General features: G+C 44.0%; 18 protein-coding genes and 2 pseudogenes. 8 read left to right on the forward strand and 12 right to left on the reverse strand.

Annotated elements, in window-relative coordinates; translation table 11 throughout:
* Positions 1-32: 32 nt before the first annotated feature.
* Complete coding sequence (gene trxB / locus AB4133_RS11460) at positions 33-992, reverse strand: thioredoxin-disulfide reductase (protein WP_332410552.1); 960 nt, start codon at positions 990-992, stop codon at positions 33-35.
* 529 nt (positions 993-1521) lie between these two features.
* Here trxB and AB4133_RS11465 point away from each other — a divergent pair.
* The 3 genes from AB4133_RS11465 to AB4133_RS11475 all read left to right on the forward strand — a co-directional run bounded on the left by AB4133_RS11465 (position 1522) and on the right by AB4133_RS11475 (position 5848).
* A complete protein-coding gene (locus AB4133_RS11465) occupies positions 1522-3189 on the forward strand; it encodes a diguanylate cyclase (RefSeq protein ID WP_017059753.1) in 1668 nt (555 codons plus the stop codon).
* A 783-nt stretch (positions 3190-3972) separates the two neighbouring features.
* On the forward strand, positions 3973-4629 hold the full coding sequence (locus AB4133_RS11470; RefSeq protein ID WP_372073733.1) for a 2OG-Fe dioxygenase family protein: 657 nt from the start codon (positions 3973-3975) through the stop codon (positions 4627-4629).
* Positions 4613-5848 (forward strand): cysteine desulfurase-like protein, encoded by a 1236-nt coding sequence (locus AB4133_RS11475; protein WP_372224503.1) that lies wholly within the window; start codon positions 4613-4615, stop codon positions 5846-5848. The genes AB4133_RS11470 and AB4133_RS11475 overlap by 17 nt, the downstream gene beginning before the upstream one ends.
* A 193-nt stretch (positions 5849-6041) precedes the next feature.
* On the opposite strand, the gene AB4133_RS11480 is transcribed toward AB4133_RS11475, so the two are convergent.
* A complete protein-coding gene (locus AB4133_RS11480) occupies positions 6042-6713 on the reverse strand; it encodes a type 1 glutamine amidotransferase domain-containing protein (protein WP_372224505.1) in 672 nt (223 codons plus the stop codon).
* Positions 6714-6926: 213 nt separating this feature from the next.
* Between AB4133_RS11480 and AB4133_RS11485 the strand changes: the two genes are divergently transcribed.
* Positions 6927-7811 (forward strand): LysR family transcriptional regulator, encoded by an 885-nt coding sequence (locus tag AB4133_RS11485; protein WP_065585184.1) that lies wholly within the window; start codon positions 6927-6929, stop codon positions 7809-7811.
* 346 nt (positions 7812-8157) lie between these two features.
* Positions 8158-9408 (forward strand): sensor domain-containing diguanylate cyclase, encoded by a 1251-nt coding sequence (locus AB4133_RS11490; RefSeq protein WP_017059759.1) that lies wholly within the window; start codon positions 8158-8160, stop codon positions 9406-9408.
* A 132-nt stretch (positions 9409-9540) separates the two neighbouring features.
* On the opposite strand, the gene AB4133_RS11495 is transcribed toward AB4133_RS11490, so the two are convergent.
* The gene (locus AB4133_RS11495; protein ID WP_029235797.1) at positions 9541-10365 is read right to left on the reverse strand and encodes a DUF2797 domain-containing protein; all 825 of its coding nucleotides are present in this window, start codon (positions 10363-10365) and stop codon (positions 9541-9543) included.
* A gap of 303 nt (positions 10366-10668) precedes the next feature.
* Here AB4133_RS11495 and AB4133_RS11500 point away from each other — a divergent pair, with 303 nt between their 5' ends.
* Entirely contained in the window at positions 10669-11964 is a 1296-nt protein-coding gene (locus tag AB4133_RS11500; RefSeq protein ID WP_372224508.1) for a GGDEF domain-containing protein, read from the forward strand.
* 254 nt (positions 11965-12218) lie between these two features.
* On the opposite strand, the gene AB4133_RS11505 is transcribed toward AB4133_RS11500, so the two are convergent.
* From AB4133_RS11505 to AB4133_RS11515, 3 genes are all read right to left on the reverse strand, one after another.
* Positions 12219-13589 (reverse strand): DASS family sodium-coupled anion symporter, encoded by a 1371-nt coding sequence (locus AB4133_RS11505; protein WP_017059762.1) that lies wholly within the window; start codon positions 13587-13589, stop codon positions 12219-12221.
* Between the two features lie 196 nt (positions 13590-13785).
* Positions 13786-14586, reverse strand: a complete 801-nt coding sequence (locus AB4133_RS11510) for a vancomycin high temperature exclusion protein (protein WP_017063589.1) — start codon at positions 14584-14586, stop codon at positions 13786-13788.
* 172 nt (positions 14587-14758) lie between these two features.
* Positions 14759-16447 (reverse strand): NAD-dependent malic enzyme, encoded by a 1689-nt coding sequence (locus AB4133_RS11515; protein ID WP_017059764.1) that lies wholly within the window; start codon positions 16445-16447, stop codon positions 14759-14761.
* A 183-nt stretch (positions 16448-16630) separates the two neighbouring features.
* On the opposite strand from AB4133_RS11515, the gene AB4133_RS11520 reads away from it, so the two are divergent.
* Both AB4133_RS11520 and AB4133_RS11525 read left to right on the forward strand, forming a co-directional pair.
* Positions 16631-19009 (forward strand): helicase-related protein, encoded by a 2379-nt coding sequence (locus AB4133_RS11520; protein WP_372224510.1) that lies wholly within the window; start codon positions 16631-16633, stop codon positions 19007-19009.
* Positions 19010-19212: 203 nt separating this feature from the next.
* Entirely contained in the window at positions 19213-19590 is a 378-nt protein-coding gene (locus AB4133_RS11525; protein ID WP_017059766.1) for a hypothetical protein, read from the forward strand.
* A gap of 143 nt (positions 19591-19733) precedes the next feature.
* Here the strand turns inward: AB4133_RS11525 and AB4133_RS11530 are convergent, their stop codons facing one another.
* The 6 genes and pseudogenes from AB4133_RS11530 to AB4133_RS11555 all read right to left on the reverse strand — a co-directional run bounded on the left by AB4133_RS11530 (position 19734) and on the right by AB4133_RS11555 (position 24154).
* Positions 19734-20837, reverse strand: coding sequence for a phosphoribosylaminoimidazolesuccinocarboxamide synthase (locus AB4133_RS11530; RefSeq protein WP_017055177.1), 1104 nt, complete (start codon positions 20835-20837; stop codon positions 19734-19736).
* A gap of 311 nt (positions 20838-21148) precedes the next feature.
* Entirely contained in the window at positions 21149-21556 is a 408-nt protein-coding gene (locus tag AB4133_RS11535; RefSeq protein ID WP_017055178.1) for a SulA-like leucine-rich domain-containing protein, read from the reverse strand.
* Positions 21557-21906: 350 nt separating this feature from the next.
* On the reverse strand, positions 21907-22095 hold the full coding sequence (locus AB4133_RS11540) for a hypothetical protein (RefSeq protein ID WP_017059767.1): 189 nt from the start codon (positions 22093-22095) through the stop codon (positions 21907-21909).
* A gap of 165 nt (positions 22096-22260) precedes the next feature.
* Positions 22261-22698: pseudogene (locus AB4133_RS11545) on the reverse strand (hypothetical protein); the annotation flags it as partial.
* Positions 22699-22778: 80 nt separating this feature from the next.
* Positions 22779-23346, reverse strand: a pseudogene (locus tag AB4133_RS11550) (tetratricopeptide repeat protein); the annotation flags it as partial.
* 118 nt (positions 23347-23464) lie between these two features.
* Positions 23465-24154: a DUF2786 domain-containing protein gene (locus AB4133_RS11555; RefSeq protein WP_017059769.1), complete on the reverse strand. Its 690-nt coding sequence runs from the start codon at positions 24152-24154 to the stop codon at positions 23465-23467.
* Between the last annotated feature and the right edge of the window lie 3 nt (positions 24155-24157).

Below are 24157 nucleotides of genomic sequence, written 5' to 3' on the forward strand. Positions count from 1 at the left end.
GGGCTTCGATATTTAAATCTGCAATCTCAGATTTACTTATCGTTAAGGCCATCTAGGAAGCGTTCAGCATCCAGTGCAGCCATACAACCTGTACCAGCAGAAGTGATTGCTTGGCGGTAGTTGTGGTCCATGACATCACCAGCAGCGAACACGCCTGGGATGCTGGTTTGTGTTGCGTTACCTTCAAGACCAGACTGAACGATGATGTAGTCATCTTTCATGTCGACTTGGCCTTTGAAGATTTCAGTGTTTGGTTGGTGACCGATAGCAATGAATGCGCCCATTACTTCGATGTCTTCTGTCTTATCAGACTGAGTATCTTTAATGCGAACGCCCGTTACGCCCATGTCGTCGCCTAGAACTTCGTCTAGCGTGCGGTCAGTGTGAAGAACAATGTTGCCGTTCTCTACTTTGTCCATTAAACGCTTCACTAGAATCTTTTCAGCGCGGAACGTGTCACGACGGTGAATCAGGTGAACTTCAGACGCGATGTTAGATAGGTAAAGTGCTTCTTCAACAGCCGTGTTACCACCACCCACAACTGCAACTTTCTGGTTGCGGTAGAAGAAACCATCACACGTTGCACAAGCAGAAACGCCGCGGCCTTTGAATGCTTCTTCAGACTCTAAACCTAGGTACTTAGCCGATGCGCCTGTTGAGATGATCAATGCATCACACGTGTACTCGCCAGAATCGCCTTTAAGACGGAAAGGGCGGTTAGAAAGGTCGACTTCGTTAATGTGGTCGAACAGGATCTCTGTTTCAAAGCGCTCTGCGTGCTCTTTCATGCGATCCATTAGAGCTGGACCCGTTAAACCTTCAGCATCACCCGGCCAGTTTTCCACTTCTGTTGTGGTTGTAAGCTGACCACCTTGCTGCATACCCGTAACAAGTACTGGGTTTAGGTTTGCACGAGCAGCGTAAACTGCAGCTGTATAGCCAGCAGGGCCAGAACCAAGAATCAATAAATTACAGTGCTTTACGTCGCTCATGAGGACTCCGAAATTGAAATTGTTTTTATTTATAATCGCTTAGGATTGTATGGAAAATATGGAGGCAATAAAAGGTTAAACAAGGGCTGAAGTGTAATTAATCGTTATACGTTAGAACATAACCGAACTAAATGATGGTCTTGTAATCCTGTGTCTTAGATCAATAGCGATAAGTCAAGGAAAGTGCTCTTGCAAACAGCTATGCATATTGCTCACTTTTAGGGCCTTCTTGATCATGGTGTTTCTATAGCAGTATTTACTTTTTTGCGTATACATTGATGAGTAGAAAAACAAGAGAACCTGAATCCTATGTTTTATTTTAAAAAGTTTGCGTTAAAAGACGCTGCAAGAATTCATCAAAATTAGCGTGCAGATAAGCGACCACAAGACGCACTTTTAGTATGAACGGCATGATTACAAACAGGTGTAATGTTGGTTAATACTTGAACTGTTGAGTGTTTCTCAGTTGTTATTTTTTTGTATGTGTTATTATTGATATTTATATATTGCGCGGAATCATTTGAACTCTATGCAGATTCTAATCCTTTTTATCAATGTGTTTATTGTGTGCCTGAATTCGGTTTTTGCTTCTCCGCTGCAGGTCAGCGGGGAACAATCTGTGTTAGCTAATGAAGCTGTAAGATGGTATGAAATGCCTTTGTTATCTGATCCAGTCGATTTTCCCATATTAAAAAAACACATTGAATCCTCTCCAAGGATTGAAACGATATTTGGTGGTGAAGGGGCGTTTGGGTTGAGAGTTGATTTGGCCAACTCCGATATCAAGTCGTCACAACAAATAGTTACACTCCGTGCAAACTATTTGGATCAAGGTTGGGGGTACTGGCAATCAACAAATGGTCAAGTAAGGCGAATACTTGATTTTGGCCAATTAAGTAACAAGAGTATCTTGCATCTGCATAGGCAAAGCTTCCCGTTAATATTGAATGCGGAGGAATCTGGAACACTTTGGCTCTACTTGGAAGCAAAGAAATTTCCAAAGGCAGTTAACTTCACTCTTCAACCTGAATATCCATTTTATATTCACGTTTTCCGCAACAATACGCTCACATTAGCTTCTATTACTGTCATGCTAACGTTGGGAGTTTTCGCTCTTTTTTGTTACTTTCAAACTAAACATCCAGTCACACTGGCTTGTGCTGGTTATGTTGGGCTACATGGCCTGGGATGGTTCGCCGCTTCAGGCGCTTGGGGGTACTTATTATCAAGCCAAAGCTGGAACCCAGTTTATTTTGGAATGGTATTGTTTCCGTTTGCGGTTGCTTTTTCTTGCTATTACACAAGATTATTGTTTGGATTTCCGCAGCATTTTATTCGTATTAATCTTACCTTTCAGGCCTTTAGTTGGCTGTGTGTCATTATCGGGTTTATTAATGTCTTTGCCCCGTTTTCGTTGACTTTTGTTATGTCCCATTTAATTGCGGCAATCTGGGTGCCGACAATGATAGTGACTGGCGTATTGATGGTTTATCAACGAAACTTTGTCGCTAAATATTATTTGATCGGTGGTCTTTGTTATGGCACGGCTTTGGTATATTACATTTTTGCGCATTTTGCACCATTGCCGACTCAGAGATCGACAGAAGTCATCGTTGTTGTTGCATTAGCAATAGATTGTACCTGCATTTTATTGTCACTGACTGAATGGTTGCGGATTCAACAACATCAACATCAGAAAACCTATATCCAGTCGAGGGTGGATAGTTTAACGGGGCTTGGAAACCGGCTGGATTTTAATGATGCGAGTAAACAATTAGTACATCATTCCTATTGTATCGTCTTCATCGATTGTGATGGCCTTAAATCGATTAATGATACTTATGGTCATGATGAAGGGGATCGCTTTTTAGAATACACCAGCCGCATGATGCGAGAAAAATTTACAGACCTTGGAATGGTTTATCGAGCTGGTGGCGACGAATTTATCTGGTTGTTGAAAGTGGATAAAGAGAAACAAGTTGAGGCTCTCTATTCTCAGATTGAGCTTAGAGTGACTCAGGTGGAAGAGCAAATTCGCAGTGCTGATTGGCCTCAGTCTGGCCTCAGTTTTGGAAGCGCATCTAGTTTTGAATGTGTCAATTTTTCTGAGTGTTTGAGCTTAGCTGACCAGCGAATGTACCAGCAGAAGCGCTCGAAGAACGGTTTTAAAAATCAGTCCAGTGAAATTGAGTGTTAGCTAAATTCCCTATTTTCTAAGTGAATCGTTTTAAGTCTAGTTAACTTATTTTCGTTTTGACTTTTGGTGTAAATGTCACCAAAGGTGGCTCTTTTAGCAACCAACCTTTCAAGCTTGCTTACCCTCTCATCTGTTTTGTGTAGAACATTCCCAATCTTTATAGTCGCCTATTTTTAACGAATTCTAAGTTAGGACATAAAGGCAGACCATCATATTCCAAATAAACGCATCATTTATAATTGTAGGTTTTATTAGAAAGCACTCTATTTGAGGGCGGCCGAGTTCCCCCCGAACTCGACCTGTTCCAGACGCGCAAGCAAAGGCGTTTGGTTTCTGGCGTACTCATAAATTAACCAATTTCAGTTTGTTGTGTAAATAATCAATAGTTTGGCAATTGATAGGTAGGTCGTATTTCGCGGTGCAAAAGCATAGAAATGAATGATGGCGAGTGTGATGCCTGAACTCAGGCAAGGAGGCTGGCGTATTAAAGGGAAAGGGCTGACACAATATGAAACATAGCTTGCTAGTTTATAATATCGTTAAATTTAAATTTGCAGGGATTTATAACTAGCTAGTGGAGTGTGCTAGTTTTAAGAGTTGGTCATCTTTTATTCTGGTGTTATGCACTGCTTTTGAATTTAAAGTTAGTTTTACTATCTGAATTATTATTTCTGACGGGATAAATGATTGTTTAATGTTGATTTGACAAGATCTTCAAGTATCCTTTATGTAAACAAAACGTTAAATATCGAAAGTAAATTAACAATCATTAAGGAGTCGATGATGTTACATGCTCACGAAAATACCCTACATATTACCCACCTCAGTAACCACGCAGTTGAGGAGTTGTCACCTTCATTCTCTAAGCTACCAAGTACAGAGCATGCGGATGGCCAGTTTCGATTGAGAAGGTACTCGGTGGTTCAATTCAGTAATGGACAAGTCGTTGAGCTAGACAAACATAACTTTGTTCAGTCTGAAAACATTAATCACTTTCAAGGTGACGTTGTTCGCCAATTCGAGCCGATTGAAGCACCAATTCTAAGCAGCCAAGGCATGCAAGAGATGTGTGAACTGTTTATTGAAACCAACGGGCTTGAAGACGGACAAGAAATCGAAATCCACCAAATTCGTATCGCTGCCATTTATGAAGAGACGCAGGTTGCGCCAGAAGGCGTGCACCAAGATGGCTTCGACCACATCGCGTTAATTGGTGTGAACCGTCATAACATTGTGGGTGGCGAAATCATGCTATACCAAGATTCTCATGAAGCGCCATTCTTTAGAAAAGTGCTTGAAAACGGCGATGTTACGATGCTTGCAGACAGCAAGTTGTGGCACAACGCACAACCAATTCGCACTATAGACCACGATGAGATGGGTTACATGGATTTGTTTGTGCTAACGGCTAAGGATGCGCGTAATGTCCTTCACTCTTAATGATGTACGCCAACAGTTTAGCGCGTTAGGCCAATACCATAACGGTAAGCCTGTGACCTTTTTTGATGGGCCAGGCGGATCTCAGGTGCCTGAGAATGTTTTAGCTTCAATGACCGAATACCTAGGGCATTTCAATTCAAACCTAGGTGGCCACTATTTTTCTAGCCAAAAGACCACGAGCTTAATGCAGCAAGCAAGAGAAGCAGCACAAGCGCTACTCAATGCTGAGTCTTCTGGCAACGTTGTGTTCGGTGCGAACATGACTTCGCTGACCTTCCAACTGAGCCGAGCGATCAGCCGCGATTGGAAAGAGGGCGATGAAGTTATCGTCACTGCGTTAGACCATTACTCAAATGTATCAAGCTGGCAGCAAGCGGCCGACGACAAAGGCGCGATTGTTCACCAAGTACGTGTCGACGAATCGGATTGCAGCCTAGACATGGCGCACTTTGAGTCTCTGTTAAATGAGAAGACTAAGCTTGTCGCGGTGACGTTTGCTTCGAACACCACAGGTTCGATTGTTGATATGGCGAAAGTCATTGAGCTTGCACATCAGCATGGCGCGCAGGTTTATGTCGATGCCGTTCATTACGCACCGCATCACTTGATCGATGTTCAGCAACTGAATTGTGATTTCTTAGCGTGTTCAGCGTATAAGTTCTTCGGCCCGCATGTGGGCATTGCTTATGTTGCGCCTCAATGGCTGCATACTTTAAAGCCTTACAAGGTTGAGCCTGCGACTAATATCGGCCCAGGTCGTTTTGAGACAGGAACGCAAAGTTTTGAAGGCCTTGCCGGTGTGATTGCGGCGGTGGATTACTTGGCGCAGTTGGGTGATCCCGCCGATTCATTACGTTCTCGTTTAGAGCAAAGCTACGCGCTTTATAATAAGCATGAAAGCCAACTCAGTGAGTACTTCCTTAAACGCTTGTCCGATCTTGAAGGGGCAAAGCTTTACGGGAAAACCGAATTTGATTCGAACCTAAGAACCCCAACGTTTGCGATTACCTTTGATAATCACTCTCCAGAGTTCATCGCCAAGAAGTTGGGTGAACATAATATCTGTGTGTGGAACGGACATTTCTACGCATTAGGTTTGGTGAAACAGTTGGGTATTGAAGAGCAGGGCGTGGTGCGTATTGGTTGTATGCATTACAACTCGATTGAAGAGATCGACTTGCTGTTCAATGTGCTTGAAGGGATCTTGCGAAGTAACTAGTAAGAAGCGACTAGCAAGAAGTCACTAGCACATTAATAGCTACAGAATTAGAAAAGAGCATGCTTCTCTCAAGAATATTGAGTAGGAAGCATGCTCTTTTTATTTGATTGAGCTTATATCTGCTTAAGGACAGTTATTCTATTAGGACGGTTACTAAGACTAAAACCGTTGCTCGGTTAAGTTTCTGATTTAACTAAGACAGCTGCTTAACCAGAGTTGCACCTACTGCGTGCGCGCTGGTTGGGTTTTGGCCAGTAATCACTCGCTCATCAACAATCACAAGCTCTTGCCAAGGTTGAACCTTGTTGAAACGCGCTGCGCTGCGAGCAAGAGACTCTTCCAATAGGAATGGAATGTCGTTGATGGTGCCAAAGTCGATCTCTTCTTCACGAGTAAAGCCAGTCACCGATTTAGAACTCAATAGCTTCTCGCCGTTGCTTAAAACAATCGGAAGCAGCGCCGCAGGGCCGTGACATACTGCCGCGACAATACCACCATCTTCGTAATGCTTAGCCGCAATAGCAGCGAATTGCTCGTTGGTTGCTAGGTCTGAAAGCAAACCGAAACCACCTGGGTAGAAGATAGCATCGTAGCTTTCTGCATTAATTTGGTTTACAGGAATCGTATTGTTGATGCGGTTTTGGAAGTCATCATCAGCCAAGATCTCCGCGTTTACTGAATCCCCTTCAATATCGGTTCCATACAACGGGCCTTTACCACCCTTGATAGAAGCGATGTCGTACTCAAAACCCGCAGCAATGATCTCTTTGAGAGCATGAGTCAGTTCAGGCGCATAAGTACCATTCGCTTGATCTGTATCGCCAAGTGTTGCGTGGTTAGTTACTGGAATTAGTATTTTTTTCATGATTCATCCCTTTGAGCTGCTGTTTTTTTATTTAGAAACGATGCCTGTAATTAGATGCTGACGCTTTTCGTTAAGCGCTAGGTATCGTGTTGTTACTTAGCTATCGCCGTCTTGTTGTATCTAATACTAGTTCCAAACCAATTAGGTGATAATATACTAAACAGGCAAAACATTGTTGCTATATAGCAAAGATAAGATACGGGTAGATTAAGTATGGACAGCTTTGAAGGTATTAATGAGTTTGTTGCGGTAGCCGAGTGTCACGGCTTTTCTGCAGCAGCAAAACAGTTGGGTTGCAGTACCAGTCATGTCAGTCGCCAAGTTTCAAGGTTGGAAGAGAGAGTTGGCGTGGCGTTGCTTGCGCGTTCAACACGGATGGTGAGCCTGACCGAATCGGGTCATACCTATTATCAGCAGTGCAAAGACTTGGTGATTGGGCTGCAACAAGCGAATGAACAAGTCACGTCTCAACAAACTCAGCTTAGCGGTACATTACGTGTTAGTGCTGCGGGTGCATTTGCAGAAAATCATGTTGCGACAGCGCTGATGGAATTTGCCAAAGATCATCCTGAACTCACCATAGAAATGAACTTCAATACTAAGATGGTGAACTTCATCGAAGATGGTATCGACTTTGCCATTCGTTATGGTCGATTAGACGATTCAGGGCTGGTGGCAAGAAAGTTGGTCGATCGTCCAATGGCGGCTGCAGCCAGTAAAGACTATATAGAGCAATTTGGTTCGCCTACTCATCCAGAGCAGTTGAAAATGCATAGCTGTATTATCGCTAACAGTGATCAGTGGTTATTTGAGAAAGAGGGAAAATCGTTAAATGCAGTACGAATACATGGACGCTGGCGCAGTAACAATTCGAGCGCAGTACTGAAAGCATGTGAAGAGGGGCTTGGCATCGTTTATCTTCCTAAAAGCAGTTTCAATGGCAGTCTTAGCAATGGAAAACTCGTCCCTGTGTTAGAAGAGTATTGGGGAGCGGGCACAAGCAGTTGGATTGTTTATCAGAACCGTCGTTTTCTTCCACAGAGAGCACGGTTAGCTATCGACTTCTTAGTCTCATATTTCTCTGATTGGAATGAATAGTTCGTAGGTTTAAAGAATAGTGCGCAGGTTTAAAAGAATAGCGAACAGGATTTGAAGTGGTTGGGAGCGGATTCTTTCATCAGTTCAAGGCCAAAAGTAGAAAAAGATAATGGTTACATTGGTATAGGTTATCTATTTCTGTTTTTTGACGCGAATAATGGGATTGAGATGCTTGTCTACTTTTACTAACTCGTGTTAGCAATTGAGTTGTAGAGAAGGTCGCAACAGTACGATATACTAGATGGCATATTAATGTCCCTAGCGCGTGATAGATTGTGTGGAAGCGTTGGCAGGATGTGTTGTTATGCTCCAGTTTATGAAGTGTAGCTAGAGTGCGGAGTTGGCAATGTCTTCAATAAATTTCGAATCCACGTACGGTGTAATAACTATTCAAGATATGAATGTAGTGAGTGTTGACGCTAACTATGCTCGCATCTATGGATACCAATCGCCCGAAGAACTACTTTCTAATATCGATAGCTTTCTAGATCTAATCTCAGAAGATTATCATGTTCTCGCCTATCAAAATTACCTTGAAACGGTCAGTGGTCAACGCGACCCTCAGGTTCACACCTATACCAATGTTGATCGCAATGGCAGAGAGTTCACCGTGTTTTCTATCGACCATGTGACGGAGTGGCAGGGAAGACCTGCACTGCAAGTCACAGTGATCGATCTTTCCCCTGCGATTCAGCTGCAAAATGCGGTGCGTGAGCAAGATAAGATGTATCACGACATGATCATGCAATCTGGGCAGGGCATCTTGGTTCACCGAGATTTCAAGCCGCTGATGGTTAATCAATCTTGGGTCAACATGCAAGGCGCGGCTTCCATCGAGCAAGTATTAGAGCTGGACTCTATCCTTGAACTGGTACCAAAACAGAATGCCGATGGCATCAGCAAGCACTATCACGCGATCGTATCAGGGGAGTTGTCAGGTACTAGTACCGTGGTTGAAAACATTGGCTTTGACGGCGTTCATCGGTTCTTCAATATTTACGACAATGCGATTACTTGGAAAGGTCAGCCAGCCGTTCAGGTTGTGCTCGAAGATGTGACTCAAAAGGTGATGCTGGAAAAGCAGTTGGTACACCAAGCGAATTACGATGAAATGACGGATTTGCTTAACCGTAGGGCGATTTATGAGTGGCTGAGAGAGCACCTTGTCTCTGAGACTCACTTAGTGTGTATGCTGCTTGATATCGATGACTTCAAATCGATCAATGATACCTACGGGCACATGGTGGGTGACGAGGTAATTTGCGCATTGGCTGATATTACTAAGCGTAATGTTGAGGCTGTGGGCGGTGTCGCAGGTCGATGGGGCGGTGAAGAGTTCATTGTATTTATCCCTAATGCGTCGCCTCAGATTTCGCGTCAAGTGTCTGATCAGATCCGAGAGCAGTTTAATCAAACCGAATTTAAGATTGATGAACAGTTACGATTTAATTCGAGTGTCAGTATCGGAATCAGTGATAGCCAAGCCTGTGAAGACGGTGTCACGATTGATGCACTCGTGAATTTAACCGATCAATCTCTCTATCGCGCGAAAGCCAACGGCAAGAATTGTGTAGACGGAGATGTGGTTGCGCTCTAACGCCTAAAATCGTCATCGAAAGCGAATAGGATCGACAACGAAAAATGCCCTCAAGTCATCACTTGAGGGCATTTTATTTTTTGGCTATTCACTAAGCGCTTCCAACTATAAGAAACGTTTAAGTTCTACAAGTTATGCAGACACTTCCACTTCGTAAGAGCCAAATTTACGGATGTTAATCACGCCCGTATCTAAGATTAGGTATTGGCCTTTAATACCTTGCAGCACACCAGATACTTCAGGGTTCTTGTCAAAGTTGTGCGACACAATCTTCACTGGGTGCTGCTCAACCGGGTAGCTCAGTGAAGTGATGTTTTCGCTCAGAATCTCGATTGCATCGTCACCAAACTTCGCTCTGATCTCTTGGATCTTATCTTCAACCAATGGCAATAGTTCTTTGGCTTTTTCTACCAACTCCATATCGTCGCCATCGCCTTTTAGCAGCGTGCGCCAGTTGGTTTTGTCGGCGATATGTTTTGCCAATTCAACTTCAATCAGGCCAGAAATCTGACGAGTTTTTACTTTCAATATAGGTAGGCCTTGAGTCGCACCTTGGTCAATCCAACGTGTTGGGATTTGAGTGTGACGCGTGATACCAACCTTAAGGCTAGACGTGTTCGATAGGTAAACGAAGTGATCAACCATGCAGTTCTCTTCACCCCATTGAGGCTCGCGACACGTGCCTTCATCGTAGTGACAAGTCTCTGGCTTCATGATGCACATGTCGCAGCTTGCTAGCTTTTTCATGCACACAAAGCAGTGGCCTTGAGAGTAGCTTTTCTTGGTTTTCTTACCACACGAACAACAAAAAATATTGCCGGTATGGGTAAGGTTGATGGTTTTACCAATCAGAGGGTTTAGCTCTACAAACTCTTCGCCTACAGGCAAACGGTAGGTAACCGCGCCATCAAGGGAAGCACTCATCTTTTTGAGTGTTCCTTTTGCTAATAAAGACATGACATTACTCGTTGTATTTTGATTATTATTTCGTCGACTCGATTGCGCTGTGAGCAGGCAGTACGGTTAACGATGATTATGCGATGAGTATAACAAATAGAGCCTGTTTTTATACGCAATATTACTTGATTCTCGCCGTGAATAATCAACAGCAAATACATGCATTAAAATATAGTATGACATTTTGTTCGGGCGTGATATAACGTTTTTTAGTGATTTATTGGTATTAAGATCACTAATTTATCTAACTTGTTTTTTATCGTGAAATCCCAACTATAGGGATATTAAGCAGGAAGCTTAGACGTGAAGTGGATCCATAAGATTGTTATCTTTTTAGTTATCGCAACACTTGCCATTGTGCAGTATTACCGTGTGAGCGGAAATCGTGTGATAACGGCAATTACCCCTGATAAATATGAATTTATCGCGACCAGTGATCAAGTTGATAGGGGAGTCAGTACGTCCCAGTTATCCTACGAAAATGGGCAGTATATTCTCGACTGTGAACTTAAAGAGTCGGAGTATCCGTGGCCTTACTGTGGGCTGTCGATTCGTATCAACCCTGACATCACCTCGGGCCTTGACCTTTCTCAGTACCACACCTTTAGAGTGAACATTGATTACCATGCGGAGGCTGACTCTAGTGGCCGTTTGAGAACCTATCTACGTAACTACAACCCTGCTTATTCAGCTCCTGATGACGAGTACACGCACAAGTACAACGGCATGGAGTTTTCTCCAGGAATCGATGGCGGTGTGATTGAAATCCCAATCGCCAATCTACAGGTGATGACATGGTGGCTGGCTGACAACGACATTGCGTTAGAGCATTCGGCCCCTGAATTTTCGAATGTGAATATGGTTGAGTTTGCTACTGCGTCTGGAGCGAAACTCGGTCACCACAGAATCGTCATCCGCAGTATTGAGTTCGAAGGTTCGTATATCACCGCAGAAAGCTTGTTCATGATCCTACTGTTTGTGTGGGTGGGGACGGGCACCGTATTCTTGCTGTCAGAGTTAAACCGTTCAAGAAAACGCATGGTGATCGCAGAGAAAAGACATCACCACTTAAAGAACGTCAATCGCGCACTGAGAGAACAGAATTTTGAATTTTCAGAGATGGCCCATCGTGATGAGTTAACCGGAATACTAAACCGCCACGCGATTCGTGATTGGTTGAAAATGCAGTCACAACATGTGAAGCAAGGACATGGCAAGCTGGGTATGTTGTATCTCGATATCGACTACTTCAAGAGTGTAAATGACAAGTACGGACATCAAATGGGTGACCATATTTTACGCGAGTTCAGCATGGTGGTGGGCAGTTCGATCAGCGCTACCGACAAGTTGGTGAGATGGGGTGGTGAAGAGTTCATTGTTTTTTGCCCTGAGACCGAAGCCGGAGAGGCGCAGATAAAAGCTGAACGCATTCGATTATTGGTTAGCCAGCACCTTTGGGTTCATGGCGATCCGCTGACATGCAGTATCGGTGTTGCCGAGATGAAGCAAGAGCGAGTGACAGAGACCATTGCTCGCGCTGATGAAGCTTTATATCAAGCAAAGCATTCAGGTCGAAACCAGGTGATCTTGAGTCACTAATCTGAAAATTGTTTTGATGAGTTTATAAGCCACACGTGCATATGTGACGTGTGGCGTTTTTATGGTTCTTCTCCCAAAAGCCAAAACAAAAAAGGTGGCGCGGGGCCACCAAAAGGGAAAGCGTTTCTTGTTTTTATATGCCCGTTCAGTGCTTGCTTACGCTGAACGGGCATTTTTGTCTTGGTTAAACCGGGGGAAGTTCAACCAGTTTAGGGGAGCATTCCTGTAAGCATGCGCTTATAGAACGTTAGTGTTTACCAGAAGATCCAAGCGAACAGAGTCAGAACTAGGATACAAACTAGGTTCAACACCATACCGATTCGCATCATCTCTTTCTGCTTGATGTGACCCGAGCCAAACACGATTGCGTTTGGTGGTGTTGCAACAGGAAGCATGAAGGCACAAGACGCAGCAACAGCGATCAGTGCAGACAAAATAACTGGCGACATACCAAGTGCTTCAGCGATGGTTGCGAATACTGGCACCAGAAGTGCTGCACTCGCTGTGTTACTCGCAAATTCCGTTAGGAATACCACGAACGCTACCACGGCTAGAATCGTAAGCAGTACGCCAGCTGTTTCTAAAAATCCGCTTAGTGAGTGTGCTAAGAATACGCTGGTTCCTGTCGCTTTTAGAATGTTACTTAAGCAGATACCACCACCGAATAGGATAAGCACACCCCAGTCCGTTGTCTTCTCAACGTCTTTCCATTCCACCGCTCTAGAAGCGCCAAGCAGTACAATTGCGCCAATCGCTACTAAGCTATCAAATTTAGAGAATCCGCCAATCATTGCGTTGATTGGTTTACCGAATATCCAAAGCGTTACGGTTAGAAGGAAGATAGACAGTGTGATTTTCTTGCTGTTTGTCCACTCAACTGGGGCATGGTCTAGCTCGAATTTGTGGTCAAGCTTCGGCTTAGTCATCACGTAAAGAATAATCATCGCGATTGGAAGTAAGATCATTGAGATAGGTAGGCCAAGTGCCATCCACTCTGTGAAGCTTAAGCCAACTTCTGCCGCCGCAATTGCGTTTGGTGGGCTACCAACTAAGGTTGCGATGCCACCGATTGAAGCACAGTAAGCAATACCCAGTAGCACGAACACGTAGGTGTTGCGGTCTTCACTTTGGTCAACCTTGTTCATGATGCCAAGAACAAGGGGAAGCATCATTGCAGTCGTTGCTGTGTTCGAAATCCACATCGACAAGCCTGCACTCACACCGAATAGCATGAACACCGCCACCGACATTCTGCCTTTTGCAATCAGCAGAACTTTGTCGGCAATCGCCTTATCGAGCTCTTGCTTGTTGAGCGCAGCAGCAAGGGCAAAACCACCCATGAATAGGAAGATGATTGGGTTCGAGAAGTTCGCTAATGCAGCGGGCGTATTGAACACACCAAACAAGACAGCCAAGAGTGGAACGAGCAGAGCGGTGATGCTGACATGAATAGCTTCGGTTAACCATAGAACCGCAACGAACACGAGAATACTCAAACCAGTATTGACTTGTGATTCGAAAGGAAGGGTGTTGAGCAAGAGTGCGAATAGCGTGAAATTACCAATTAATATCATGCTGTTGCGGGTGAACAACCAGTGTTTCAGTGTAGTAACAAGTGCCGTCATAAGACGCTCCTTTTGTTATCCTCGTTTTATTGGTGCACGACTTCATTGAGTCGTGCTTATTATTTTCGAGGTATATAGCTTGATGTAGGGTCAGACTTTGTTGGGAGAATGTTACTTAAGTTAATAAAGGTGTGTTGGTGTGTTTTTGTGTAACAGTGGGGAAATGTGAGGCAACAAATTCAAAATGTGTAGTTTTCTACACATCTGTCTCTGCTGGGTCTGCAATAGGGTTTGTTGTAGGATCTACAACAGGGTTTACAGAGGGGTCAGTCATAGGGTTTGGAATCGGAAATGATTCCGGTTTTGGACTCGATTGAATGGGCTCTTTAGGTCCAAGGAACTTTGGCGTTGTCCCCATAATATACAAATCTAAGAAGGCTTTGGTACGCGCAAAAACTTCACGCAAACGGATAGAGGTGCCTGAATGATGAGTAGGGCCTGAAACCGCTAAACATTGTGCATGAATATCGTAAGAATTAGCGATAAATAGTGCTCTTTCACAGTGGAATTTCTGAGTAATGATCAGGAAGTTGTCGGTGTCGAAGATCTTTTTAGCGCGAACAATCGAGTCTAAGGTTCTAAAGCCTGCGTAATCGAGGTTAATGCGTTCATCGGGTACACCCGCTTTCAGCAAGTCGCGTTTCATCGTCCACGGCTCATTGTAAGAGCGATGAGCGTTATCACCACTTAACAGAAACTGGTCGACTTTTTCACGGTCGAACAGCTCAATCGCGGCTTCGATTCGGTGCTTATAATAGTCGTTGAGTGTTCGACCCAAATATTTGCTCGTGCCAAGCACAACGGCGACCTCAAGCTCGGGCACTTCATCTATATCGTAGATGATGCGATCTTCCGCTTGCCATGAAACCCAATAATCGATCGCAATAACCGCAGCGCTGCCTACTAAGAACACGAGGAAAGCGCCAAACAGAAAACCTTGCAGTTTTTTGTAAGCTTTTTTTATGTAGCTACGGATAATGTGAGAATCAAATTTCACTCTCGGTATGGTCCTTTCACTGAGCATTAATTTTTGAGTGCTCGATAATACCAAATAAAAATGAGAAAAATCAGTTAAAAAGACAAGACAGTTTAAAGAAAAAAGCCCCTGCAATTGCAGAGGCTCATATAAGAGTCGTTAACGCTCTTTATTCCAAGCGCAGTACGCTTTATTAGAATGCCGTGCGCTTGTAGCGACGGTAAACTGGCTGCCAGAAGTGCTGGTCAATCGCTTGTTGCAGTGCTTCTTCAGTGATCTCTAGAGCAACGCCCTGTTCAATCGCCTTTTTACCTACCGCAAGAGCAATTTTCTTAGATACCGTGTGGATCTCTTCCAATGGTGGAAGTAGAGCACCTGTGCCATTGATTGCTAGTGGAGAACACGTAGCAAGTGCACGGCTTGATTCCATTAGCATTTCGTCAGTGATGCGTGAAGCATTCACAGCCAATACACCAAGGCCAATACCTGGGAAGATGTAGCTGTTGTTACACTGAGCGATTGGGTAAGTTGTGCCGTTGTGAACGACTGGCTCAAATGGGCTACCTGTCGCAACAAGTGCTTGGCCATCAGTCCAACGAATAATGTCGTTTGGCGTCGCTTCAACACGGCTTGTTGGGTTCGACAGTGGGAACACGATAGGGCGTTCACTGTGTAGGTTCATCTCTTTGATGACTTCTTTGCTGAATAGACCTGGAGCACCAGACACACCAACCAATACGGTTGGTTTCGCGTGGCGAACTACGTCTAGTAGAGAGAAACCAGTGCCATCGCTTTCCCAGTCTTTGGTGTTTTCGTTGGTTTGAACCAGACGCTGTTGGAAATCAAGCAGGTTTTGCATGCCTTCTTGTAGCAGACCCCAACGGTCAACCATGTAAACTTGAGAGCGAGCTTGTGCATCGCTGATACCTTCAGACACCATTTGGGCAATGATAGCTTCAGCAATACCACAACCTGCAGAACCCGCACCTAAGAAGGTGATGCGTTGATCTGAAAGTTTGCTGTTTGCTGCTTTACATGCTGCAAGTAGAGAACCAACCGTTACGGCTGCTGTGCCTTGGATATCATCGTTGAAACAACAGATGCGATCTTTGTAGCGCTCAAGCAGTGGCATTGCGTTCTTTTGTGCGAAATCTTCGAACTGAACTAATGCATCAGGCCAACGGCGTTGAACCGCTTGGATGAACTCTTCAACGAATGCATCGTAGTCAGCACCCGTAATACGAGGATGACGCCAGCCCATGTACATTGGGTCAGCAAGACGTTGAGGGTTGTTAGTACCCACATCGAGCACGATTGGTAGCATGTAAGCTGGGCTGATACCGCCACAAGCTGTATAAAGTGCTAGCTTACCAATTGGAATACCCATACCACCGATGCCTTGGTCTCCCAAACCAAGAATACGCTCACCATCCGTAACCACGATAACTTTAACGTTGTGGTTTGTCGCATTATTCAGTAGGTCATCGATACGATCGCGGTTCGGGTATGAGATAAACAGACCACGGCCACGACGGTAAATATTTGAGAAGTTCTCACATGCTGCGCCAACTGTTGGCGTATAAATGATAGGCATCATTTCAGAGATGTGGTTTTGAACTAAACGATAAAAAAGCGTTTCATTAGTGTCTTGGATGTTACGAAGGTAGATATGCTTATCCATATCACTTTCGAAGTTACAATATTGTTTGTATGCACGTCCTACTTGCTCTTGGATTGTTTCGGTTGTTTCCGGTAACAAACCTTCAAGGTTGAAAGAACTGCGCTCTTCAGCAGAGAATGCGCTGCCTTTGTTTAGAAGAGGTGTACTTAGTAGAGCAGGACCAGCATAAGGGATATATAGAGGGCGTTTATCGTTGTTCATTGGATGCCTAATATGGGAGAAAGGGTAACTAAAAAATGATAACGGTTTAGTTATTCAATTGTAAATAGTTTCTCCGCGATCTGAGCAAACAAAATGATATTCTTACCTCTGTCCCACACTTATCGAATTTCAACACGATAATTCGTTATACTTTGCTCACACTTTTTCGCTACTCGCCATTTTATGTCATTACTTCCCATCGATGCTTATCAAAACGTATTCCACGAACAAATCGCTAATTCTCACCTTGTCGTAGAGGCGGAAACCGGATCAGGTAAATCAACGCGCCTGCCACTTTGGGCCTCTCAACATGGACGAGTGTTAGTGGTGGAGCCAAGACGCATCGCGTGTACATCACTGGCTAAATATCTCGCGCAGCGATCAGGCGAGAAGTTGGGTAGCAAAGTGGGCTATGCGATTAAGCTTGAGTCGGAATACAACGAGCAAACTAACGTTGTTTTTGTGACGCCCGGTATCGCGCTGCGTTGGTTATCAGAAGATGGATTAGCTAGTTTTGATGTGATCGTGGTGGATGAGTTTCACGAGAGGCGCTGGGACATTGATCTGCTGGTGGCGATTCTGAAACAAAAAGCGAGCCATCGTTTGGTGATCACTTCAGCAACCATTGAGGGTGAACGCCTTGCTCATTATTTGGATGCGAATCGCATAAGCTGTGAAGGGCGAACCTATCAAGTTGAGATTGAGCACAGAGCGAATGAATCCAGAACACTGCCTGATATCCGACATCTAGAGCAGCGTATCGTGGAAGAAGTTAATCATCAGTTGATCGCTTCTTCTGGCGATATGTTGGTTTTTCTACCGGGTAAAAAAGAGATCGTGCAATGCGAACAAGCCTTAGCGAAAAATCCAGATATCCAAGTTGTTAAATTGCATGCGTCGGTCAGTGATACAGAGCGAGATTCAGCGTTATCGGGTCGGAATATCCATACTGAAGGTAATGGTTTGAGAAAGGTCATCCTTGCGACCAACGTTGCAGAAACCTCATTAACCATTCCTGACATTGGCGTGGTGATAGATTCAGGATTAGAGAGACGCACCGTTCAGCGTAATGGCAGAACCACACTGATGCTTAAATCCATATCACGAGCGAGTGCCAAACAACGAGCTGGCCGCGCGGGTAGGGTAATGGACGGCGTTTGCGTGCGTCTATATGGTGAACATGCGGCGTTAGAGTTAGTCACACCGCCTGAATTGCAGCGTGAAGAGCTGACTGAACCTATGTTGGCCGCAGCATGTTGTGGATCTCCGCTTGAGAGCTTGTCCTTCCTTGACCCTATTCCAGAGAAATCACTCAACAGTGCAACTCAAACCTTGCTGACGATGGAAGCGATTAACGCCGACCATCAAGTTACCGAGCATGGTAAAAAGCTGTATCCGTTGCCGATTGATGCTTTGTATGCCGATATCGTTACTCGAATCAAAACCAAAGCATTAAAAGAGGCGATGGTTGATCTCACTGCGGCGCTGTCCGTTCCTGCTCGCTTGTATCAGTTACCAAACAATGCAGAACATCTTGAAGCGCTCGCGCAACAAGAGAAGGAAGGGTGTGATTTAAGCCTGTTGATTCAGATTGTGCGCGGTCGAGAATATCCGCATTTAGACATCGACCAACAGGCTCTGAATGAAGCTCAAGGATTGGCGAAGCAAATGCGGGAGGTATTTGAACTTCCTCAGCTAGAAGTCGCGTCACGTTTCCAACGCATTGAATTGCTCAAGACCATTGTGAATCTGCATCCTGAACTGGTGTTTGTGCGCCGACTGAAAAGGAAAGAAGCCTTTGCCAATGGTGTTTTAGAAGTGGTGCTCGGTCGTCAGAACCGTTTCCCTGATAATGCACAAGCGATGTTGGTGTTGGATACTCACAGCTTGCCGGGAAGAGGCGTTAAGCAAACACTGACCTTAGCGACGGTCACGACACCCATTCCTCTTGAGCTTCTCATTGATGCTGAACTAGGAGAGTGGGATCAAGGCGAAACCGTTGTGAATGATGATGGTGTTTTTACCGAGATGGCATTGGTGTACGCAGGCCGCACGATTACAACCAAACTCGTCGCCGCTGAAGGGCAACTATCGTTAAAACCTATCGTCGACCTTGTGTTAAATGGAGAGCAGCTTCCCGGTTTTGCAAAGGCTCGCACTCAAGAAATCAAACACTGGCAGTTGTATGTGAAACTTGGTCTCGATGAACAAACTAAATACACACCAGAAATTGAGGACATTAACTTTGAGCTATGGTTTATAGAGCAGCTTGAAGTACTAGGTGTTACTGATGTCAGCGAATTGGAAATGTTCGATCATGCAGACATACCGTTCGATGGCATTCCAACTTGGCTCTACTCAGAATTTTCGGAAAAATACCCGTTTGTATTGAGCCTTGCCGACTTGCAACTCGATGTTGAATACTTGCCCGCAAGAAAGCTGATTTACGTCCATTATCAGTCGGGTAGCCGAAAGTTATCGCCAAAACGTTGGGAGCTACCGACATGGTCTGGTTGGCGTATTCAGTTCAAAAAAGCGAGTCGAATAATTGATATCAAATAGATGGATAAGTTTTATCTCTAAAATATTAATCAAATAGATGCATATATGATTTTTCAGTGCTTATTTTGTTACAAGTTTGATTTTTATATTCCTTTTTAACCAATCAAAAGGTCATAAAAGACTATTCTTCTATATCCTATTGCTATAAAGAAAGAGTTGATAGATATTGAGTATATTGTGTTGCCAAAGTGTCGGGGGACATCATGGATAAACAGGAAGAGACGCGTGTAGAGTTCGATTACACAACATTTCTTGGCGCCTCATGCAGTAAAAAATGGACTTTTCTGGAAGCACTCACCACAATTGCGCCAGTGTTCAGTACCGTCTGGCGAGATAGCATTAAAGAGTTGGGCACCCCAGAGGATCGTTTATGGCAGATGGCATTGAAATCAATGTCGACGCGTAAAAGTGATGAGTCGAACATTGTTACCTTACTCAAGCTCGCTAAGCTGGAAGGGATCAATGAGCTCAAAGTGGTGATGCCATATTCACTTGAAGAAGAGCAGATCGAGTATATTGAATCGCGCAGTCATTTAGTGATTGCGGGTAATTCTGGAGAAGAGTTCACGATTAAGCTGTAACTTCAGCTCGCCTATAATCTCTCTCGAGGAATAGTAAAAACGTACACGTAAAAAGGGCCTCAAATATTGAGGCCCTTTTAGTATCTAAAACTTGAGTCTACGAGCTTATTAGCTTTCGAGCTTTTTATTTTGAGATTAAGCGACTAGTCGATTAGACCATAGTCAGCGCGCAGTACATCGATGATCTCTTGCTTAGGATTTTCGCTCAGTACGATCTCCGCACCTGTGATTTTCGCTGCGATATCAAGGTAAGTGCGAGACAGAGACATTAGAGAATCCAGTGGAAGTTCATTGTCACGAGCCAATGCTTCACGTTCTGGCATACGCTCTTTATTCAAAAGAATGTCGGCATCAGGGAAGTAGTTAAGCAAGAACTGACGGAAGCCTTCTTTTGAATTCTCAACGATGTTGCCGTTGTTATATTCCTGAGTATCCCAAATGCGAGATGAATCTGGAGTACCGACTTCGTCCATGTAGATAAGCTTTTCTTTGCCTTGAGCATCGTTGACGTAGCCAAACTCAAATTTGGTATCAACAAAGGTTTGGTCTACTTTTGCTAGCGCTTGGCTGATTACGTTGAAGCCTTCTTTAAGAAGTTTTTCGTAATGCGCGATGTCGCTTGCTTGAGTAAAGTTGAATGCTGCGAAGTTATCTTCGATGTTGTTGCGTGTGATGTTCACATCGTCAGCTTCTGGAACGCCAGGAATACCTTTCAGAATCCCTTTTGTTGAAGGCGTGATCAGTAGCTCAGGCAACTTCTTGTCTTTCTCAAGGCCTTCAGGCATCTCGATACCACAGAATTCACGTTCGCCGTTTGCGTATGCACGCCACATTGAACCAGTGATGTATTGACGACAAATCGCTTCGATCATGACTGGGCGAGCTTTTTGTACAATCCATACGAACGGGTGAGGGATATCAAGAATATGACTGTCAGCAAGTCCGTTGTCTTTAAACAATTTGAACCAGTGGTTAGAGATAGCATTCAGAGCCGCTCCCTTACCTGGAACACCTTTAAGATTCCCTTCACCACGCCAGATACAATCAAATGCAGAGATACGGTCACTGATCACCATGATTGCTAAAGGCGCATCTGGTGCTACATCGTAGCCTTTCTCTTTAATTAGTCGTTGGCTATCTTCTTCAGTTAACCAGTAGACCGAACGAACCTTGCCACTGTGGACAGGTTTATCAGTACGGATTGGTAGGTCATCATTTACGGCAAGAACTTGATCAGCAAGGCTCATTTAGACATTCCTATCTTTTATCAAACGTCATACAGAGAAGTGCGGTGTGCACATGATTAGACGGGCATTATACCCAATCTACTATTTGCTTCCAGAGAAAAAGCAAACGATTGCTAAATCTGTTGTTTAAATAAAAACCCCCGCCTAACAATCCGCTAAAAAATGGGCGAATTGTAGGGCAGGGGAAGGCAGTATGTTTGGACTGTGTTTTGGCGAATTGTTTCTTAAGTTAAATTAAGTTTGTTAGCTAAAAGATTAAGCTATGTTTGTGGACCATGTTTTTGAGCCAACATGTTATTAAGTAAGGTGGCTTAGTGAATACGCTCTGAATTTGCATCCATAAAGAAGACTTCACATTGAAAGCGTAACCCTAATGTTCTTAGGTACTGTTGGCTGAACTGATCAATCGATGCACTTGCAACAATCGCGCTCGCATTCTTAGAGCGGATTGCTTTCTCGACAGTCTCTACCTCAGTCATTTGATGAGAGGCTTTCATATGAATAACGCGGTCGCAGCAAACATTATGTTGCTTAAGCTGCTTAGCCGATGGTCTTGGTGTTTGAGCCGTAAACAGTAACCACTGATGTTGATTGGACAGCAACGCCATTCTTGCAAACAACGCTTCCTCGTTTGAATTTTTGCTTTTACGAGAAACTGATGTAAATGCGCAGTGAACTAGCGGGCTAGAGTGTTGTGCTTTAACGTGTGCTTGAATCATTTTGCTGTCCTTATATACATGCTGTATGTGTATACAGTAGTTTTAGTTGCTTATAAGATCAAGCGTTTTTTGCGGGATTATTGGACGATTTCGTCTGAGGTTATGGATGGTAAATGATTAAATCATTGAAAGTATTCGATAAATTAAATTTGAATGAATCTGCTGTTTTGTATCATAAGTTGAATAAATGTGAGCTTTATACAGGTGTATACACTGGTTTTTGCAGAAAAGTACTGTATATACCTGTATAGAAGAGAGAACAAAGAAGAAAGAAGAAAGAAGAAAGAAGATCTAAAACCACAGGCACAAAAAAAGCGCCTTAGGCGCTTTCTTATATTTCACGGTGTTGCTTATCTCAATGTCGCTTGGGAGAGTTTTGCTCTCATTTCCATTTCACCAATATTGAACTGGCGAACATCAATGGTTGCAATATCATTGCACTCGTTACATGCATGATGACACTTACCATCTAGGTAGTCGTGCTTTTTAACTAGGCTTGGCTTTTTGCACCAATCACAAACGCCTTCTATTGTGAACATATTCTCTCCTCACCTGTTTAAGTCAGGTGTATTTTCGGCGCAAATTATGACACAAGTAAGACCCATTAGTTAATAGTTTGTTACCCGTTTTTGAGAGGGGGATCGATTGCAACACCAATAAAATCGATATCTTTGAGATCTAGGAAAATGAAGATGTGTGTTTGTTTACGGTTTCGTAACATTTTGTAAAATGGTTTTTAGCGCATTGTTCAAACGTTTCATTTCTTCGTCACATCCGTGACCATCTGGATGGTAGATCTTTGATAGCTGTTTGTATCGGATCTTGATGCTTTTCTGGTCGGGGATTGAGCTAGGTGTGTAGCCAAATAGCGCGCAGGCCACCTGCAAATTACTCAGACCTTTGCTGTTTTTCTGCTTCTTCAATTCGTGGAACATAGTGTTCAGCTGGCGTTTTTGCTGCTTAATCGTAAGGTCCTTCGAGCTAAGCTGCGCTTCAAGTGATTGTTGTTGCTGTCGCGAATCACCCGACTTTAGAGCTTGTCTTTTTCTTGAGATAACGAGCGTCGCAATAATGCTGATGATTGAAATCAACACGGCCAACGCAGCACCAATCATATAGTCAGAGCTAGTTAGGTTAGAACTGGAGAGGTTAGAGCGTGATGCTTGGTTAGATTGAACGTGCTTAGATACCCCCTGACTGGTGTCTATTTCAGAGTCGATGCTGTCATCGAGCTGTTCTATTGAAGAGATCTGTTTTGCACGTTGCTGGTTGAATTGTGCTTCCAAAATGCGGTTGTAGCCCTCTTCTGCTTGTGGATTATCTTTTAAGGCTGCTTCATACCATAGCTGCGCTTTATCTAATGGTTGAAGGAGGTCTTGTTCTAGCGAGGATTCGTAGAGTTTTGCTACCTCGATAGGTGCGCGCTGGTTACCTTGCAACGCCGCTTTAATAAACCATTCCAAAGCAAGCTTGTTACTTTGTTCAACACCTGTACCTGCCAAGTACCATTCACCCAGTCTAAATTGCGCGTTTGGGTTGCCGTTTTCTGCTGACTGCGTGTACCAATACAATGCTTCACTGGTGCTAACAGGAACGTCGACACCCGATTCATAAGCTTGAGCCAATTGGTATTGAGAAACTGGATCTTGAGGTTGTGATTCTAGTGAAAATTCATCACTGCTTGCTGCGTGCACGAAATGTGTGGTGGACAACGGTATCGTGGAAAAGATGAGGGCTAGAAATAGAGCTCTAAGAAATGATGAGGGGGGAAAATTGGACACGATAAACAATGGGACCTCATAGTTAAGTCTAATACGATATGTGGTTGTCAATTAAGTCGTATCTTCTTCGGCGAGTGATACGACTAAAGTAATCACTATCAATACCCTAAGCCAATGTGCATCGGCTCTATGATTTAGTTATCTTTTTAGCTGCCTGGGTACCGCCAACTGGTCGATTAACAGACAGTTTACGACCTTTCTTCAAACCAACTTCATAATCGGCGGTGAGGTTTTTCATCGCTTCTCTCAGTTGCTGCTTGAACGTTTCACGGTCGATATTTTTGAATTCTTTATCAATGTAGTTATTGATCTTGTTGTTTGATTCGTCGTCGGGAGTAATGGTTGGTAGCTTTTCAAGCGCACCTTCAACCCAGCCTGAAACAAACGAGTTCACGCGGCGTGTCACTTCTAAGGACCCTGTGCCAGAGCCAGCAAAGCTATTTCTGAATTGGCCGGTGTGTTCATTCAGTTCACGATAAATGATATCGAAAGCGAACGCTGCGAAGATCGCGCGGTCGGCTTCACCAATGAACTCAACACGCTTGAGGCCTTTATGATTCAGCAATACGGCTTCTACGCCAAATTTGGTGTTGATACCGCGAATAACACGCAGCAGTGTAGAACTGATATTTGCAGGTAACAGGTGACTGGACTGAGTTTTCCCCATCTTGATAAATTCAATATCGTCTTTTTCGAGACCATATTTCAGCATCAAGTTATGCGCCATTTTTATCGCATTGGCAGCTTCATTGACGTTCGCAGAATTTCCAAGCTCAAGACACTTGGCAATTTTCTTTAGGGCTTTTTTCTTATCCATCGA

It is taken from the genome of Vibrio sp. 10N.286.52.F8, assembly GCF_041468745.1.
Classification (GTDB): domain Bacteria; phylum Pseudomonadota; class Gammaproteobacteria; order Enterobacterales; family Vibrionaceae; genus Vibrio; species Vibrio crassostreae_C.

Excerpts from the sequence above, each read along its gene's own strand:
- AB4133_RS11485 (WP_065585184.1), top strand. The coding sequence starts at position 6,927 with ATGGACAGCTTTGAAGGTATTAATGAGTTTGTTGCGGTAGCCGAGTGT.
- AB4133_RS11465 (WP_017059753.1), top strand. The coding sequence starts at position 1,522 with ATGCAGATTCTAATCCTTTTTATCAATGTGTTTATTGTGTGCCTGAAT.
- AB4133_RS11540 (WP_017059767.1), bottom strand. The coding sequence starts at position 22,095 with ATGTTCACAATAGAAGGCGTTTGTGATTGGTGCAAAAAGCCAAGCCTA.
- AB4133_RS11505 (WP_017059762.1), bottom strand. The coding sequence starts at position 13,589 with ATGACGGCACTTGTTACTACACTGAAACACTGGTTGTTCACCCGCAAC.
- AB4133_RS11535 (WP_017055178.1), bottom strand. The coding sequence starts at position 21,556 with ATGATTCAAGCACACGTTAAAGCACAACACTCTAGCCCGCTAGTTCAC.
- AB4133_RS11490 (WP_017059759.1), top strand. The coding sequence starts at position 8,158 with ATGTCTTCAATAAATTTCGAATCCACGTACGGTGTAATAACTATTCAA.
- trxB (WP_332410552.1), bottom strand. The coding sequence starts at position 992 with ATGAGCGACGTAAAGCACTGTAATTTATTGATTCTTGGTTCTGGCCCT.
- AB4133_RS11470 (WP_372073733.1), top strand. The coding sequence starts at position 3,973 with ATGTTACATGCTCACGAAAATACCCTACATATTACCCACCTCAGTAAC.
- AB4133_RS11525 (WP_017059766.1), top strand. The coding sequence starts at position 19,213 with ATGGATAAACAGGAAGAGACGCGTGTAGAGTTCGATTACACAACATTT.
- AB4133_RS11530 (WP_017055177.1), bottom strand. The coding sequence starts at position 20,837 with ATGAGCCTTGCTGATCAAGTTCTTGCCGTAAATGATGACCTACCAATC.
- AB4133_RS11515 (WP_017059764.1), bottom strand. The coding sequence starts at position 16,447 with ATGAACAACGATAAACGCCCTCTATATATCCCTTATGCTGGTCCTGCT.
- AB4133_RS11555 (WP_017059769.1), bottom strand. The coding sequence starts at position 24,154 with ATGGATAAGAAAAAAGCCCTAAAGAAAATTGCCAAGTGTCTTGAGCTT.
- AB4133_RS11480 (WP_372224505.1), bottom strand. The coding sequence starts at position 6,713 with ATGAAAAAAATACTAATTCCAGTAACTAACCACGCAACACTTGGCGAT.
- AB4133_RS11520 (WP_372224510.1), top strand. The coding sequence starts at position 16,631 with ATGTCATTACTTCCCATCGATGCTTATCAAAACGTATTCCACGAACAA.
- AB4133_RS11475 (WP_372224503.1), top strand. The coding sequence starts at position 4,613 with ATGTCCTTCACTCTTAATGATGTACGCCAACAGTTTAGCGCGTTAGGC.
- AB4133_RS11495 (WP_029235797.1), bottom strand. The coding sequence starts at position 10,365 with ATGTCTTTATTAGCAAAAGGAACACTCAAAAAGATGAGTGCTTCCCTT.